This window comes from Streptomyces sp. NPDC048664 (assembly GCF_040650555.1).
Classification (GTDB): domain Bacteria; phylum Actinomycetota; class Actinomycetes; order Streptomycetales; family Streptomycetaceae; genus Streptomyces.
Map to the genome: position 1 here is coordinate 39,427 of NZ_JBEZHK010000007.1, position 15,276 is coordinate 54,702.

Below are 15,276 nucleotides of genomic sequence, written 5' to 3' on the forward strand. Positions count from 1 at the left end.
CCGCTCTTTGCGAAAGCGCGCCCGGTGGCGCCGAGGACATCGGCCGAATGTGACGCCCGATACAGCCCGGGGCGGCGAGGGGTCGCGTCCGTCGAACGCCACGGCCGGACGGACATGACGCGTCCGTCCGGCCGTGGCCTGCCGAGGCGCGGTGCGCCCTCGGTCGTCAGCCGGTGACGCTGGCGTAGCCCGACTCCAGATGGCCGGTGACCCGCCGACCCCAGCTCGCGTCGGAGTTCACCGTGACGGTGAAGTCGTACCAGCCGTGCTGGTGGGCACCGGAGTTGAAGTAGTCGGTGACCGTCGCGCCGGGGGCGACCTGGTAGGTCCAGGGGCCGTCCGTGCGGTAGTTGGTGGAGGTGACGGTGTAGGTCACCGTGCCGGCGCCCGTGTTGGTCAGCTTGAACCAGAGCGCGTCCTTGCCGGTGTCCGGAGCGGGCGCGTAGTACGTCGTCGCCTCGCAGCCCTTGCCCGCCGCGGTCGCGTTGCCGGTGAAGCGGCGCAGGAAGCGGTTCGGGCCGAGCACCGTCAGGTCGTACTTGCCGTCCCCGTAGCCCGCGCCGATGTTGAAGAAGTCGCTCGTGCTGCCGTCGGCATCGGTCGCCGGGTTGTGCGGACCCACGGTGTACTGCCACGGGCCACCGCTGCGGTAGGCGCCCGCGTGGATCGAGTAGTGGGCATGGGAGGTCGCCCGCGTGCCCTGGTTGGCCAGGTCGACCCAGAGCAGGATCTGGTTGTTGCTGTTGTACTCGATCCGGTCGACCCAGGCGTTCGGCTGGTACGGCAGGGCGCGCGCGGGCTTGGTGCCCGGCTCCTGCGCCGGCTGGAAGTTGGTGCCCGGGCTGGGGTTGATCATCGAGCCGGCGGTGGCCGCGCTGATGGTGGCGCTGGTGTCCGGCAGCGAGGGCAGGCCGAAGACGGGGTTGGTGAAGTCGAACGCCGTGGTGAGGTCGCCGCAGACCTGGCGGCGCCAGTCGGATATGTGGGGGCACTTCGCGGGGGTGCCCAGGGCGGCCGTCCAGGTCTCCAGGAAGCGCAGCACCGAGGTGTGGTCGTAGACCCGGGAGTCCACCCAGCCGCCGCGCGTCCACGGCGACACGATGACCATCGGGACCCGGAAGCCGAGGCCCAGGGGCGTGCCCGCGTACGCCTCCGCCGTCGTGCCCGACGCGGCGACCGGCGGCGGCACGTGGTCGAAGAAGCCGTCGTTCTCGTCGTAGTTGAGGAACAGCACCGTCGAGTCGAAGACCTCGGGGTTGGCCGCCAGGGCCTGGATGACGAGGTTGACGAAGTGCGCGCCGTTCTCGGGCGGCCCGCTCGGGTGCTCGGAGAAGATCTGGTTGGCGACGACCCACGACACCTGCGGCAGCGTGTTGTTGACGGAGTCGCTCCTGATCGCGGCCGCGATGTCGTCGGGCGTGGAACCGGTCACCGCCGGGACGGAGGACATCCCTCTGACGCGCAGCGGGCTCGACGCGGGGGCGCCGGTGAACTGGTTGAAGTAGGCCAGGGCGTTGTCGCCGTAGTTGTCGGCGGCGTTCTGGTAGACCTTCCAGGTCATGCCCGCGTCCTGCAGGGCCTCGGCGTAGGTCTGCCAGGTCAGCCCCGACTCGTCCCCGCCGTCGTACGCGGGGCCGCCCGCGGTGCCCGAGGGGTCTATCCAGCCCGACCACAGATAGGTGCGGTTGGGGCCGGTCGCGGAGAGGATCGAGCAGTGGTAGGCGTCGCAGACCGTGTAGGCGTCGGCGAGCGCGTAGTGGAACGGGATGTCCGCGCGGTTCATGAAGCCGAGCGCGCGCACCGAACCCTTGGCGGACACCCAGCTGTCCATCTTGCCGTTGTTCCACGCCTTGTGCTGGGTGGACCAGGAGTGGTCCAGGGAGCCGTCGCACTGGGCCAGCTGCTCGGCGCTGGCCCCCCACCACCAGGTCTTCGTGGCGCTGAGCTGCCAGGGGTACTGCCGGCCGGTGCCGTTGGGCTGCTCGAAGACGCTGTGGCCTCCTTCGAGGGGGACGGTGGCGCGGTCGTCGAAGCCGCGCACGCCCTTGAGGCTGCCGAAGTAGTGGTCGAAGCTGCGGTTCTCCTGCATCAGCACCACGACGTGCTTGACGTCCTTGATCGTGCCGGTGCTCGCGGCCGCCGCGCGCGAGGCGGTGCCGGCCAGCGGGTCCAGACCCAGGGCTGCGCCGAGTGCCGCGGCGGATCCGAGGAACGTGCGACGGGAGACGGGCGTCACGGTGGGGCCTCCGAAACGGGATGAGGGAAGGAAGGGGTGCCGTGCGGTGTGACTCTGGTCCCGAGGACTGTCGACCGGCCAGGTGACTACCGGCCGCTGACAAGATGGCAGCGCGATGAAACCGGGAGGGCGTTTGGACTGGACTCGTTGCCTTTTCGTTATGAGATGCTGAGGGAACGTCAGAACGGGCAGGTGCCCTCGGCACCTGCCCGTTCTGGGTCACGCGTGCGGGGTCGCCGCCGGCGTGCGCTACTCGACGAACCGCACGCTCGTGAACGACGCGTTCAGGACTCCCGAGTCGGGCGGAAGGGACAGCGCGACCTCGCCGCCGCAGTCCGGATCCGCGTACAACTGCGCAGTGCGGTCGCTCTCGTTGAGGGTGCGGCCCTGACCGGTGAGGACGTAGCAGACGTCGTCCAGGGGCTCGTAGAGCATGTACCGGATGTGCCGGGGCTGCTTGGTGTACAGGAAGAAGCCGGATGTCGCGTGGGCGGTGCCGGGCGGCACCGTGAGGGACAGAGCGGCCGCGGCCGCGCAGACGAGAAGGGATCTGCGTACTCGTGCCACGACAGCCTCCGTGACGGGTGGTTTCCAAGGGACACCCTCGGGTTGCCCCTCGCCCCGACCCACCACGCCGACCGGTCCGCCGCGTCACCCGCGCGGGTGCGCACATCCCCTCGCCGCCCACCGGTTCCGCCGGCGTTCACGGCGACGTCACCCGGCGTGGGCAGCCCGCTGCGGCGGCGAGCATCGCACGCTGCGGGTGGACACCTCGGGCGCGTTCGCCGTCACCGCGGCCCACCACCACCCCAGTGGCACGGCCGACCTGAACAACGAGGGGTTCGCGGTGTCCGGTGGGGATCCGCGTGGCTCAGCGCGTCCGGGTGGCGGTGGCGGCCTGGAGGATCAGATCGGCCACGGCGTCGGGATGCGCGATCGGCGACACATGGCAGGAGTCGATCTCCACGGTGTGGGAGTGGGCGCGCCGTGCCTCGAAGCGTTCCTGGTCCGGGTTGATGGTCATGTCCTGCCGGCCGACCAGCGCCCAGGAGGGAATGTCCTTCCACGCCGCGACCTTCGCCTTCTGCGAGAAGGCGGTGGTCGCGGCGGGCCGCTGGGTGACCCCCAGCAGGTCGGCCTGGCCGGCCGGCAGGCAGGCCGCGAACACCGGGCGCACCTTGTCGCGCTTGAGGTACAGGTCGGTTCCGCTCACACCGGAACCCGCCTCGTAGGGCACGGACTCGGTGGCGGTGGCCAGGGCGCTCGGGAAGCGCGCGGCGAGCGACATGCCGCTCTCCCCCACGTCGGGCATCAGCGCCGAGATGTAGACCAGCGCCTTCACCTGTGCGTCACCCGCCGCCGCGGTGCTGATGACGGCTCCGCCGTAGGAGTGGCCGGCCAGGACGACCGGGGCCTTGACGCTCCTGAGGACCGAGGCGATGTAGGCGGAGTCGCTCTGCAGCCCGCGCAGCGGGTTGGCCGGGGCCATGACCCGGTAGCCGCGGCGCTCGAGCCGTGCGATCACCCCGTTCCAGCTGGAGCCGTCCGCGAAGGCGCCGTGCACCAGCACGATCGTGGGCTTCGCACCGGCCGGGGCGCTGTCCGCGGCGCTCGGGCCGGCCGGGACCGCGCACAGGGCGACCAGGGCGCACCCCGCGGCCGTGATGCGCGCACGTCGTGCCGGGCGTCGTGATCCAGGGACCGCACATGCCGTCATGCCGCTCTCCCTCTCTGGAGGACTACCGCACCTCAGCGTTCACTCGTCCGTGTCATCGAGCCCGGCCACACGGTCCGATCGGGTGAATCCCGGGGGCATCGGGGTGAAGGGCCGCCGCACGCGGCGCTGTTAGCGTTGCGGCGCATGAGCGACGACGTGTACGTGGGCAACGCCGGCAAGGACGCGGCGCTGGACCGGGGCTGGCTGCTCGGCCACTTCAAGGCGCAGGGAGATCCCCGCCGCAGCGACGCCGTGGAGGTCAAGTGGGGCGTCCACCCGCGCGGCGACGAACGGGCGCGATGGGTGCGCGGCGAGGAGCGTACGGCGCTCCTGGTGCTGGTCAGCGGGCGCTTCCGGGTGGAACTCCCCGGCCGCAGCGTGCTGCTGGAGCGGCAGGGCGACTACGTGGTGTGGGGCAGGGGAGTGGACCACTCCTGGGTGGCGGAGGAGGAGTCGGTGGTGCTGACCGTGCGGTGGCCCTCCGTCCCCGGATACGCGGTCCCGCCGGGGCCGGAGCACGCCGGGTGACGGAAGGGCCCCCACGGGCGGCCTCACTCCCCGCCGCGCCGCACGCCGTCCGCCCCCGGCGCGGTCCACCGGTCGCCGTCCGCCGGGGAGGACGCGGAGCCCGCGGCCGCTGTCGGCTGCCAGTACCCCAGCGCGTGGACGCGTGCGCGCGGCACCGCGAGCTCCTTGCGGACGTACGACGCCAGCGTGCGCGTTGTCGCGGTGTCGCAGGCGATCCACACATAGGGGTGCGGGGTCTTCGCGACGAGGTCGGGCAGTTCGGAGCGGACCCGTTCCACGAGGAGCCCGCCCGCGTCCCGCCGGGGAACCTGGCGCAGCTCGTGCCGTGAGGTCCGGGCGCGGCAGGGCAGGCCCTTCAGGTCGCCCTCGAACCAGATCGTGGCGTCGGCCGCGCCCAGGGTGTCCAGGAGGGAGTTCAGCGCGGGCAGCGAGGCGGGGTCGGCCACGGCGTAGAGGTGCGAGGGGGCGTCCTCGGGGTGCTCGAAGCCCGTGCCCTGCACCGTCGCCTCGATCGTGTCACCCGGCTTCGCGGCTCGTGCCCAGTCGCTGGCGCACCCGTCGTGGAGCGCGAACTCCAGCGCGAAGCACCCCGTCGCCGGGTCCGGGTCGACCAGGGTGTACGCCCGCTGGTGAGGCCGGCCGGCGTTCGCGAACCACAGCCGCACCCACATCGTCGGATGGACTCCGGTGGCCGCGAGCAGTCCGCCGTCACGGACGTGAACGCGCCGGTAGGACGGGGTGACGTCCTCCGCCGCCGTCACGGTCAGCACGAAGTCCTTGGCCCGCAGCAGCCGCAGGACCGCACCCTCCCACCCACGTCTTGGTCCCATCGGTCCCCACCCTTTCGCATGCATGAAATTTAGGCAAGGCTAACCTAATATCTCGCCACATGGGTCCGGGGGTGCGGCCGACGGCCGGCGTCCTCGCCCGACCCCACCGCCTCCGCCGGTGCGCACGGCGCGGGCTCCCTCGCGGCCGGTCCCGAACGACCGGCCACCAACCGCCTTGGAGAGTCATGTCCGAAACGCTCGCTCCCGTCCGCCCGTCCGTCCACGAAGAGCGCGTCGAAGGCTTCGGCACGTACCGCGTCCTGCCCCTGGACCCGCACCTCGACGCCGCGACGGTCCACGCCTGGGTGAGTCGGGAACGCGCCGCGTTCTGGGGCATGAACGGCCTCACGCGGGATCAGGTCGCGGAGATCTACGCCCATGTCGACTCGCTCGACACCCACCACGCGTTCCTGGTCGAGGAGGACGGCGTCCCCGTCGCCCTGCTGCAGACGTACGAGCCCGAGGCCGACCGTGTGGGCGCCTGCTACGACCCCCGCCCGGGCGACATCGGCGTCCATCTGCTGCTCGCGCCCGCCGGTACGGAAGGGGGCCGCCCCGGCTGGACCGCCGCCCTGACCTCCGTGCTCCTCTCCTACCTCCTCATAGGCCTGGACCGCCTCCGCGTCGTGGTGGACCCGGACCCGGCCAACGGCAAGGCGATCGCGCGCCTGCTGAGACAGGGCTTCACGGCCGGGCCCCGCGTGGTGCTGCCGAGAGTGGACCTTCCGGACGTGCGGCTGCCCGAGAAGCAGGCCCAGCTGGCGTTCCTCACACGGGAGGCGGCGTTCCCCGGCGGCCGCTGAGGCTATGCCGCACGGTCGCCGCCGCGCCCGGGCACCCCGTGAGGGCACCGGGCGCGGCGCGGGCGCGGGGGCAGGGGCGGGGCAGGGCTCACGCCGCCCCTTCGAGGATCTCCTTCAGGGTCGCCAGCTCCTTGTCGACCAGCGCGACCTGCTCCAGGAAGGACTCCCGCGTGAGCCTGGGCGGCTGGAAGAACGTGATCATGAACTCGGCGCCGTCGCCGTTGGCGACCACGCGCGCGGGGACGCTCCAGGACGCGGTGTCGTCCAGGTAGTCGTGGTCGAGCACGCCGAGTCCGGCGTCGGCGCGCATGCGGAGTCTGCCGGGTCCCCGGGGGGTCGACATCCGCCACCAGTGGGGGTCGTCGGTGGGCTGCGTCGACTGGATGTTGACCACGGCCCACCGGGGCCAGTTGGCGAGGTCGGCGAGGAAGGCGTGGACCTCGCCGGCGGGCCGCTCGATGCTGACGGTCTTGGTGATGCCGAGGGTGGTGCTCATGGTGATTCCTTCGGGGTGTCGTCGTGCCGTGGCGCGGGGTGGGCCTCGCCGACCAGGCGCCTGATCCACGTCTCCAGCTGCCGGCGCTGTGCGGCGTCGAGCGCACCGAAGTAGTGGGCGTCGTTGCGGTCGCCGATCTCGGCCAGGACCGGGACGAGGGCGAGGCCCTCCTCGGTCAGCACGAGCCGTACGGTCCGTCGGGAGACGGGGTCGGGTTCGCGCCGGAGCAGCCCCTTGGCCACGAGGCGGTCGACCAGCCGGGAGACGGCGCCGGGGTCGATGTCCATGTGGGAGGCGACCGCTTTGGTGGTGTCCTCGCCGTGGAAGACGCCGATCATCACTCCCCACTGGGAGACCGTGACGCCGTGCGCGGCGAGTTCCGCCTCGAAGCGGCCGTGGACCTCGTCGGAGAGCCGCCGGAGCCAGTAGCCGAGATGGTCGTGGAGTCCGCTCGTCCTGTTCACGTCTCCATCATTATTGTCGCGACAATTCTTGTCAAGGCAATCATAGGCTCGGGTTCTCCGGGGGAGGGGACCAGGCGAGGGCGAGGGAACCGCCGACGAGGCCGAAGGAGAGGCCGAGGAGCAGGCCGCCGAAGTTCGCGACCGGCAGGGAGATCAGGGAGAGCAGCAGGGCCGCGACGCCGGCGAACACGCGCACGGGGGGCTGCGCCCAGAGGGAGGCGCCCAGGGTGATGAGCAGTGCTCCGATGACCAGGGATCCCGCCCCGGAGGTCGTCGACAGGGCCAGAGCGATGCCGTCCAGGTCCAGGTGCGTGTAGGGGAGGTAGATGATGGGCAGGCCCGCCGCGAGAGTGAACAGGCCTGCCCAGAAGGGTCGTTCGCCGCGCCATGCGCGGAAGGCGTGCCGGGTGCGGACCGCCGTGGCGCGTACTGTCCTGCCACGGCCGAATGCGTCGGGTCCCATGGAGTGCTCCCCGTGGTGAGGGCGGGCTCAGAAGCAGTCGTGACTGCCCTGTTCCACCTGGAGATCGAAGTCGGGGATGTTCAGCGTGCCGGCGGAGACCGCGACCGAGGTGGCCTTCACGTCGGTCAGGACGGCGGAGTCGGCCTGCTGGGCGAAGACGTCGGGGTCGAAGAACCGCGAGCGCCTGTCGCCCGGGTTGACCGGTCCCTTGGTCATCGAGCCCGCCGCGATCCCGATGTCGATGCCGTCGGTGTCCGCCTGGGCGGCCGAGACGGAGGTCGCGTCGATGTACAGGTTCGCCGCCTGGACGTGCCGGCCGCGGCCCCCGGTGAGCAGGAGGGTGTACGTGCCCAGTGTCGGCACCGGGAGTTCCACCGATAGGCACAGCCTGCGGATCTCCGCGCGTCTGAAGCCGAGGACGACGACCGGGACGAGTGTGCCCTTCCGCGTCACGTCGACCATGGGGTAGGTGCTCAACCCGTGGGCGTACAGGGTGCCCGCTCTCACCTGGAAGCTCTGGCCGGAGATGAAGAACGAGGCCGCCAGCGCCCCTTGCGCCATGCCGATGCCGAGGGCCGCGGCGGCGGTTACGCCGCAGACGAGGACGGTGGCGAAGCGTTTCCAGCACGTTCTGCCGGTGCGGTGCGGCATGCGACTCCTCCGTCGCGCGGGTGACCCGGCCCGGCGTGGGGCGGGACGGGCGGTGCTGGTGACTGCTGACGGAGTCTAGACTTCCGGGCCCGGTGCCTGGCGGCACATCAGGTCGGCCGGTCGGGTGATATGCCCGCAGGTCAGGCGGAGGGGCGCCGTCCCGCGCCGGGTGGTCTGACGGCCGCTCAGCCTTCCGGGTGCAGCGCGTTCCAGCCCTCGGTGAGCACGGCGAACACCGCGTCGGCGGCGTGGCGCGGGTCGTCGTGCCGCTGGATCAGAGTGCGTGACTCCAGGGCGAAACGGGCCAGCGCGGCGCAGGCGACGTCGTCGTCGGGCGCCCCCACCTCGGCGGCGATCGCCTTCGCCAGGGCCGCCTCGTGGCGCGTCCACATGCGGTGCGCGTACTCCCGCAGGGCCGGGGTGTCCCGCACCATGCGCGTGAAGGCGGCGAAGCGGGGGTCCGCCGCGTCGACGCCGAGCCGGGTCCGCGTCAGCAGGATGTGCTCGCGCAGCGCGTGCGGGATCGACCGGCCGTGCGGCCGGTCGTGGACGGCGGCGACGAGCCGCGCCTCGAGGTCCTCCTCCAGGTCGAAGACGAGCGCCTCCTTGCTGGGGAAGTGCTTGAACAGCGTGGTCACCGAGACGTCGGCGGCGTCCGCGACGTCCTTGACGCCCACCTGGTCGTAGCCGCGGTCCATGAAGAGCTGGAGTGCGGCGTCGGCCAGGGACCTGCGGGTCTGGGCCTTCTTGCGCTCGCGGCGCCCGGTCGGTTCGGTCACCGGTACACGGTACCGCAGAGTGCATCCACTCTAAAAGTGTAGTCATTGCACTTTTGTAGTGAGTGTGCTTTCTTGATGGGGTCGTCGCCGGGATCCGGCGGCTCCACCACCCACCTTTTCGATCTTTCGAGGGGACATCCCCATGACCTCCGCTCCCCACGGCCGCATCGCGGTCGTCGGTGCCGGCCTCGGCGGACTGGCGCTCGCCTCCGTCCTGCGACGCCACGGCCGCCCCGTCACGGTCTTCGAACGCGAGGCGTCCGCCGACGCCCGCCCCCAGGGCGGCAGCCTCGACATCCATGCCGGCACCGGCCAGAAGGCCCTGCGCGCGGCCGGCCTGCTCGACCGCTTCCGCGCCCTGTCCCGCCCCGAGAGCCAGGAGTGGCGCACGCTCGACGCCATGACCGGCCGGGCGCTGCCCTTCCCGGGCCCCGTCCACGACGAGGACTCCCCGGAGGTGGACCGCGGCCAACTGCGCGGACTGCTCCTGGACTCCCTCGACCCGCACGCCGTGCGCTGGGGGTGCGCCGTCCGCGCGGTCACCCCGCTCGAGGACGGTGCCGCGCGCCTGCTCCTCGACGACGGGACCACCGAGGACTTCGACCTCGTGGTGGGCGCCGACGGCGCCTGGTCACGGGTTCGCCCGGCCTTGTCGCCGGCCCGGCCCACCTACACGGGCGTCACGTTCGTGGAGACCGGCTTCGACGACTGCGACGTCCGCCACCCCGCTCTCGCACGCCTGGTGGGCCGGGGCAGCCTGGTGGTGAAGTCCGCGGGCCGGGCCCTGTTCGCCCAGCGCAACAGCGCGGGCCACATCCGCGTGTACCTCGCCCTGAGGGTCCCGGAGGGCCGGCGTCCGGCCGCCGGTCTCGATCACACGGACGAGGAGGCGGTGCGGGACCGGCTGGCGGCGATCTTCGACGGCTGGCACGAGAGCCTGCTCCACCCCCTGCGCCGCAACGACCGGGCGTTCGTCGACCGCCCCCTGTTCGTCCTGCCCGCCCCGCACCGCTGGGAGCACGTTCCCGGCGTCACCCTGCTCGGGGACGCCGCGCACCTGATGGCCCCGGTCGGTCTCGGCGCCAACCTCGCCCTCCTCGACGGCGCCGAGCTCGCGCACCACCTCGTCGCGGAAGCCGACCTCGACGACGCGGTCCGGGCCTACGAGAAGGCCATGCTGCCCCGCTCGGCCGAGGCCGCGCTGGCCTGTGCCGGTGCCATGGACACCCTCGTCCCGGCGGCCGAGCCCGGGGCGGACGTCCTCACGCCTACGTCCTGACGAGGACCGACGTGCCCGGCGGCGCGACGCGGGGCGCACCACCCGGCGGTGGACGCGAACTCCGCCTCGCCGGAGGTGCCGGGGCACGCCCCGACCATACCCGCGGAGAGCGGGAACCATCGACCGGGCCGGTCCGCCGGGCGGCGGGGGACCGTACGGTTCCTCGCCGGTGGTGGCGCGTGGCGCGGTGGCCGGGTGCCGGGGGTCGGCCTCGGCGCATCGCGCGCTGCGGTCAACCGTCTCCCGGGACCAGGGCTCAGCTCACCGACCGGGCCGGTCTGTCGGGTGGCGGGGGATCGTACGGCTTCTTGCCGGTGGTGGCGCGTGGCGCGGTGGCCGGGTGCCGGGGGTCGGCCTCGGCGCATCGCGCGCCGAGGCCACCGTCTCCCGAGGTCAGGGCTCAGCGGCCGCCCCGGTCCTCCTCACCCCGCCGCGGCGTCGCAGAGCTCTCGCTGGCGCCGGAGTTCGTCCACGTCCGCGTCGGGCAGCCCGAGGGCGCGGTCGAAGTCGGCGCGGGCCAGCTCCGTCCGGCCGTCGGCGAGGTGCGCTATGCCCCGGTTGAGGAGCACGTCCGGGTCGTCGCCGACGACGTCGAGCGCGGCCGACAGGTCCGCCACGGCCTGGTCGTGCCGGGCCCGGTGGAAGTGGGCCACGGCCCGGTTGATCAGCGCGGCGGGATAGGCGGGGTCCTGCTCCAGCACGGCGTCGAAGGCGGCCAGGGCCGGCTGGAGGTCCTCCCGCTGGAGCAGGACGATGCCCTTGAGGCAGAGCAGCTGCGCCTCCGCGGGGTGCAGCGCCAGCCCGGCGTCGGCGTCCGCCTCGGCACCGTCGAGGTCGCCGCACTCCAGGAGCAGTTCGGCTCGGGCGACACGGGCGGCGAGGTCGAGCGGCTCCATCTCCAGCACATAGCCGAAGTCCTCGAGCGCCCCCTCGTGATCACCGGTCTCGGCCCGTGCGGTGCCCCGGTTGTAGTACAGCTCCGGGAACGGAGGCGCCAGCAGGACGGCACGGTCGTAGTCGGCCAGGACCGCCTCGAACTCGCCGCGCTCGCGGTGGATCCTCGCCCGCTCCGAGAGGTAGTCCGTGTAGTACGGGTCGAGTTCGATGAGCCGGGTGTAGTCGGCGTGCGCCTCGTCCAGGCGGTTCAGCGAGGCCTGCAGACGGGCCCGGTTGTAGAGCAGTTGGGAGCGGTGCAGCACCCACTGGTCGTCGTCCAGGCGCGCGTCGAGCCGGGCGATGCACGTCTCCACGAGTTCCAGGGCGCGTTCCCGGTTCCCGCGGTGCATCTCCACCAGGGCCAGCCCGTTGTCGTGGAAGACGCTGTACGTCAGGCGCTCCGCCGGATCCGGCAGGAGGCCGGCGATGGCCACCGCGTTGTGCTGCCACTGCACGGCCAGGTCATGGTCGCGGGGCTCCAGGAACCGCGTGTGCAGCATGGCGATCGCGTAGCTGGTCATCATGTGGACCTTGGGGTCCGTGAAGCGACGCAGCAGGTCCTGGTACAGCTCCATCGACTGCTGGAGCCGGCCGATCGGGATGCACGCCGAGGCGGCCTCCCGGGTGAACTCCCAGAAGTCGTGCTCATGGGTGGCCGGGTCGGTCACGCCCCGCCCGCGCAGCCCGAGGTCGACCACGACGGCGGAGAAGCCGGTCGCCACGGCGTGGCGCTGGGCCTCCAGCAGGGTGGTGCGGCCGATTCCGGACCGGTCGCCGCCGCGCTCGCGGTGGTAGGCGATCGCCCCCATCCGCATGCCCCAGGTCGCCCCGGGCTCCAGGGCCTCGGCGCGCTTGTCGTGCAGGTCCGCGACCGCTCGCGGATCGGCGGCACGGTAACCGCGGACCGCGCGGGGGTCGTCGTCGGTGCCGTCGCTGTTCACGTACACGGCCGCCCACTCCAGGGCGTCCTGGTCCGCGGCCGGCGGCTCCTCCCGCGCGGCCGGCGGCACCGTGAGCGTGGTGCCCGGGGCGAGCGCGGAGTGGAGTTCGTCGGGCAGCGCGTCCCCCGTGCCGGAGACGACGACCCGCAGCACCCGCGGATCCGCCCGGCGCACGAGCAGGCCCACCAGCTCCTGAGTGGTGGACTCCGCGGCGTGCACCTCCTCGAACGCCACCTCGAAGGGGGCACCGGTCTCGGCGTGCACCAGACGTGCGTACGCGAGCAGGAAGGTGACGATCCCCTGGCTCATGCAGCGGATCATGCCGGCGCCGTAGAACCGCGTGCGTTCCTTGAACGGGGCGTCACCGGCCAGGGTGCGCGGGCTCTCGCCGATGAGCTGCGTCAGCTCGGGCATCCCGTACAGCAACTCCACACGGTGCTGCTCGACCAGGTCGGGCCAGCGCTGCTGCGCCTCGGGCAGCACGGCCCGCAACACGGTGTCCACGCCCGTGTAGGGACCGCGCAGCCGCTGGTGGCAGCGGACCACCAGGGCCTTGCCGGCATGGGACTTGATGAGGCGGAGGCGATCCGCGTGCCTGTCGCCGACGATCCGGAGATGGCCCATCATGCGAGTTCGACCTCCGCCGAAGAAGACGTGTGAGAGGGGCCGGACTGCTTCTCCCGGCGCTTCCTCCTGGACAAGACGATCAGTGCGGCCGCCTGGGCGACGTTCATGCACAGGGACAGCGCGGCGTCCCAGAAGGCCGCGTCGACCTGGCCGGAGCTCATGGCCCGCCAGGCGATCCGTCCGTACTGGACGGTCACGGGGATGCTCACGAAGGCGGTGATCGCGGCCAGCGTGGCGTAGCCGAGCACGATGAACGGCCCGTAGTACCTGCCGACACGGCGGTCCCGCGGAGTCCACTTCTCCTCGTCCACGATGCGCTCGGGCCGGTCGAGCAGCCGCCACACGCGGTTCTTGAGCAACGTCATTCCCGCGTCATGCAGGTCGTAGCAGTTCCAGGCGGTGGCCGCCACGTAATAGAGATCCGTCCGCAGATAGAGCTGGAACTGCCAGAGAATGCGGACCCCCACCGTGAAGGCGAGAGCGAGGCAGGCCCGGGCGATCAGCGGGAAGGATCCGTCGGAATTCCGGGTCGTCTCGGCGATGATTCCAAGAACGCCGAGGACGGCACCGTCGCACACCATTCCCGCGAGAAAGGGAAGATAGCGCTTGGAGCGGGGAACGCTGTGCAGCCCGTTGATCTGGGTCTCGGCGACGATATACGTCAGCCGATTGCTCAGCCGCAGCCGAGTCGGCAGCCCGAGCCGTCGGCCGGCGAGTATGTGAAATCCCTCGTGGAGCAGCAGCAGCGGCACCTGGCCGAAGGTGATCACCAACTGGACCACGAGCAGGGAATGCACGAAGAAGATCTGACCCGGATGCGGGGCGATATCGGCGCGCGTGGCGACCAGCCACAGCCAGCAGCCCACCACGGCCAGATAGAGCGCCCAGGCGGGCGGCGAGAAGACCGCACGGCCCAGTCCGCGCAGACGTACCGGTGAGGGTGGGGGCTCCGGCTGCCGGCCGCTCTCGCGGATGAAGCCGAGCTCCTCCAGCGTCGCCACGAAGTCGTCCAGGTCGACCGGCTCGTCGAATTCCGCCTCGTACCAGGCCTCGGCGTCGCCGAGCGGCATTCCGTCCGCCAACCGCTTCAGCAACGACGCTCCATCGGCAGGGAAAACCGCGTAGGAGCCGGTGTCCAGACGGCCGACCACGACATCGTCGCCCTCGGAAACGAAACTCAGCTCATGGAGCGCAATGCCGCCACCCGCCACGAACCCTCCCTCATGAACGGCGATGACAGCTCGGGTGCGCCGCGAAGACGGCGCACCCGAGCCTAAGCCACCGGTAATGGTCAGGCCTGAACGTGGTACGGGCACTGACAGGCGGCCGACGTCAGGCGGACGTCGCCGGTACGGCGCACGGCGATCTTCTTGGCGCCGGCCTTCTTGCTCATTGCGACAGTCGACTTCATCTCATGTCCTCTCTCGGCTGGATGAACACTCACCGACCGGTGGCCGGCGGCAATCAAAAGTCGCTTGATCGGCCGGAAGCGTCAAGGCTGTCTTCGCGCCAACGGGCCGGTGCGGCCGGCTTGTCGAGGACAACGATGCCGAAAAACGATTCAACGAATCGGTCCCGGAATGAGCCGGGGAATTCTTGCCGTCTGCAACGGGTTCCGTTTCGCTCCGGTGGGCCCGCCGGCGCGGACGGGGCGGGACCGGTCCTCGCAGTTCGCACGGCCGGCGCCCCGGCGCCCGCGGGGCGGGACCGCCTTCGCGCGGCCAAGTGGAAGGCGCGTCGCCGGATCCGCTTGTGTCCGCCCGTCTCCTTCTGCAAGGAGTGGCGCCGGGTGCCCTTCGCCCGACCCCGTGCGCGCCGGTCCGGCTGCGGTGAATCGGCCGGTTCGTGGGCCCGGGCGGCTGGGTGGGCGAGCGCCGCCTCCCGGGTCTTGGCGTATGCGATCACCTTCGCACGCTGCCGTGCCCGGGTCGGCCCACAGGGGGCGTGACCTTGCAACTCCGTTGAGTGAAGGACCCGTTGGAACAGGAGCGGGGGCAGTGCCGTGTTCGCGGCTGCTCGTGTGTAACGGGGCGAACACGGCGGGGGTCACCGGCGGTGAGGCGCTGGCCGAAACATGACGCGTCGCGTGGCGTCACAGGGACTTCGTGCGGCTGAAGGGATCGAGCCGCGTGCGCAGGTCAAGGGGTTTCCCTCACCCGGACCTCGCGCGCATGGGGGGGATCCCCGCCCCCTGGCACCGCGCCCGCGGCGTGCCGGGCCCGCGGTGCCGCGGCCGCGCGGAGGCGGTCACGGCACCACGGCCGACGGGCCGAAGCCCTCAGTGGCGCGGTCGTTCGAAGGTGAGCAGCAGACCCTCGACGGCGCCGGGCCCTATGCGGCCCTTGACGTCGGCGGACGTGATGGCCTTCAACTGCCAGCCGTCCTCGGCGTGCTTGTTGAGGACCTTCTCCAGCTTGTCGCTGTCCAGGGCGTCGCCGATCAGCGACTCCCGGAAGGTCGCGACCTTGTACTCGTACAGGGCGGACTGACTCATCGCGGTGTGGCTCCTACGGGTCGGTGGTGTGC

Annotated in this window: 14 protein-coding genes and 1 pseudogene; 3 read left to right on the top strand and 12 right to left on the bottom strand. The window is 71.7% G+C overall.

The window, feature by feature from the left end; translation table 11 throughout:
- Positions 1–166: 166 nt before the first annotated feature.
- The 3 genes from AB0C59_RS09865 to AB0C59_RS09875 form a co-directional block, all read right to left on the bottom strand.
- Complete coding sequence (locus AB0C59_RS09865; protein ID WP_363002485.1) at positions 167–2,236, bottom strand: phosphocholine-specific phospholipase C; 2,070 nt, start codon at positions 2,234–2,236, stop codon at positions 167–169.
- Between the two features lie 249 nt (positions 2,237–2,485).
- Entirely contained in the window at positions 2,486–2,803 is a 318-nt protein-coding gene (locus AB0C59_RS09870; RefSeq protein WP_363002487.1) for a hypothetical protein, read from the bottom strand.
- A gap of 304 nt (positions 2,804–3,107) precedes the next feature.
- A complete protein-coding gene (locus AB0C59_RS09875) occupies positions 3,108–3,953 on the bottom strand; it encodes an alpha/beta hydrolase (protein WP_363002489.1) in 846 nt (281 codons plus the stop codon).
- 144 nt (positions 3,954–4,097) lie between these two features.
- On the opposite strand from AB0C59_RS09875, the gene AB0C59_RS09880 reads away from it, so the two are divergent.
- The gene (locus AB0C59_RS09880) at positions 4,098–4,481 is read left to right on the top strand and encodes a signal peptidase I (protein ID WP_363002491.1); all 384 of its coding nucleotides are present in this window, start codon (positions 4,098–4,100) and stop codon (positions 4,479–4,481) included.
- A 23-nt stretch (positions 4,482–4,504) separates the two neighbouring features.
- Here the strand turns inward: AB0C59_RS09880 and AB0C59_RS09885 are convergent, their stop codons facing one another.
- Positions 4,505–5,311: a siderophore-interacting protein gene (locus AB0C59_RS09885; protein ID WP_363002493.1), complete on the bottom strand. Its 807-nt coding sequence runs from the start codon at positions 5,309–5,311 to the stop codon at positions 4,505–4,507.
- A gap of 185 nt (positions 5,312–5,496) precedes the next feature.
- Between AB0C59_RS09885 and AB0C59_RS09890 the strand changes: the two genes are divergently transcribed.
- A complete protein-coding gene (locus AB0C59_RS09890) occupies positions 5,497–6,114 on the top strand; it encodes a GNAT family N-acetyltransferase (protein ID WP_363002495.1) in 618 nt (205 codons plus the stop codon).
- 88 nt (positions 6,115–6,202) lie between these two features.
- Here AB0C59_RS09890 and AB0C59_RS09895 read toward each other — a convergent pair whose 3' ends face one another.
- From AB0C59_RS09895 to AB0C59_RS09915, 5 genes and pseudogenes are all read right to left on the bottom strand, one after another.
- Positions 6,203–6,610, bottom strand: a complete 408-nt coding sequence (locus tag AB0C59_RS09895) for a hypothetical protein (protein ID WP_363002497.1) — start codon at positions 6,608–6,610, stop codon at positions 6,203–6,205.
- Positions 6,607–7,074, bottom strand: coding sequence for a MarR family transcriptional regulator (locus AB0C59_RS09900; RefSeq protein WP_363002499.1), 468 nt, complete (start codon positions 7,072–7,074; stop codon positions 6,607–6,609). The genes AB0C59_RS09895 and AB0C59_RS09900 overlap by 4 nt, the downstream gene beginning before the upstream one ends.
- 58 nt (positions 7,075–7,132) lie before the next feature.
- A pseudogene (locus tag AB0C59_RS09905) lies at positions 7,133–7,537 on the bottom strand (DUF6114 domain-containing protein); the annotation flags it as partial.
- Positions 7,538–7,564: 27 nt separating this feature from the next.
- Entirely contained in the window at positions 7,565–8,188 is a 624-nt protein-coding gene (locus AB0C59_RS09910) for a DUF6230 family protein (RefSeq protein WP_363002501.1), read from the bottom strand.
- A 185-nt stretch (positions 8,189–8,373) separates the two neighbouring features.
- Positions 8,374–8,967 (bottom strand): helix-turn-helix domain-containing protein, encoded by a 594-nt coding sequence (locus AB0C59_RS09915; RefSeq protein WP_363002503.1) that lies wholly within the window; start codon positions 8,965–8,967, stop codon positions 8,374–8,376.
- 142 nt (positions 8,968–9,109) lie between these two features.
- On the opposite strand from AB0C59_RS09915, the gene AB0C59_RS09920 reads away from it, so the two are divergent.
- Complete coding sequence (locus AB0C59_RS09920; RefSeq protein WP_363002505.1) at positions 9,110–10,246, top strand: NAD(P)/FAD-dependent oxidoreductase; 1,137 nt, start codon at positions 9,110–9,112, stop codon at positions 10,244–10,246.
- A 422-nt stretch (positions 10,247–10,668) separates the two neighbouring features.
- On the opposite strand, the gene AB0C59_RS09925 is transcribed toward AB0C59_RS09920, so the two are convergent.
- From AB0C59_RS09925 to AB0C59_RS09935, 3 genes are all read right to left on the bottom strand, one after another.
- Positions 10,669–12,750, bottom strand: coding sequence for a tetratricopeptide repeat protein (locus AB0C59_RS09925; RefSeq protein WP_363002507.1), 2,082 nt, complete (start codon positions 12,748–12,750; stop codon positions 10,669–10,671).
- On the bottom strand, positions 12,747–13,844 hold the full coding sequence (locus AB0C59_RS09930; protein WP_363002509.1) for a hypothetical protein: 1,098 nt from the start codon (positions 13,842–13,844) through the stop codon (positions 12,747–12,749). The genes AB0C59_RS09925 and AB0C59_RS09930 overlap by 4 nt, the downstream gene beginning before the upstream one ends.
- 1,184 nt (positions 13,845–15,028) lie before the next feature.
- The gene (locus tag AB0C59_RS09935) at positions 15,029–15,244 is read right to left on the bottom strand and encodes a DUF4177 domain-containing protein (RefSeq protein ID WP_363002511.1); all 216 of its coding nucleotides are present in this window, start codon (positions 15,242–15,244) and stop codon (positions 15,029–15,031) included.
- Positions 15,245–15,276: the final 32 nt, after the last annotated feature.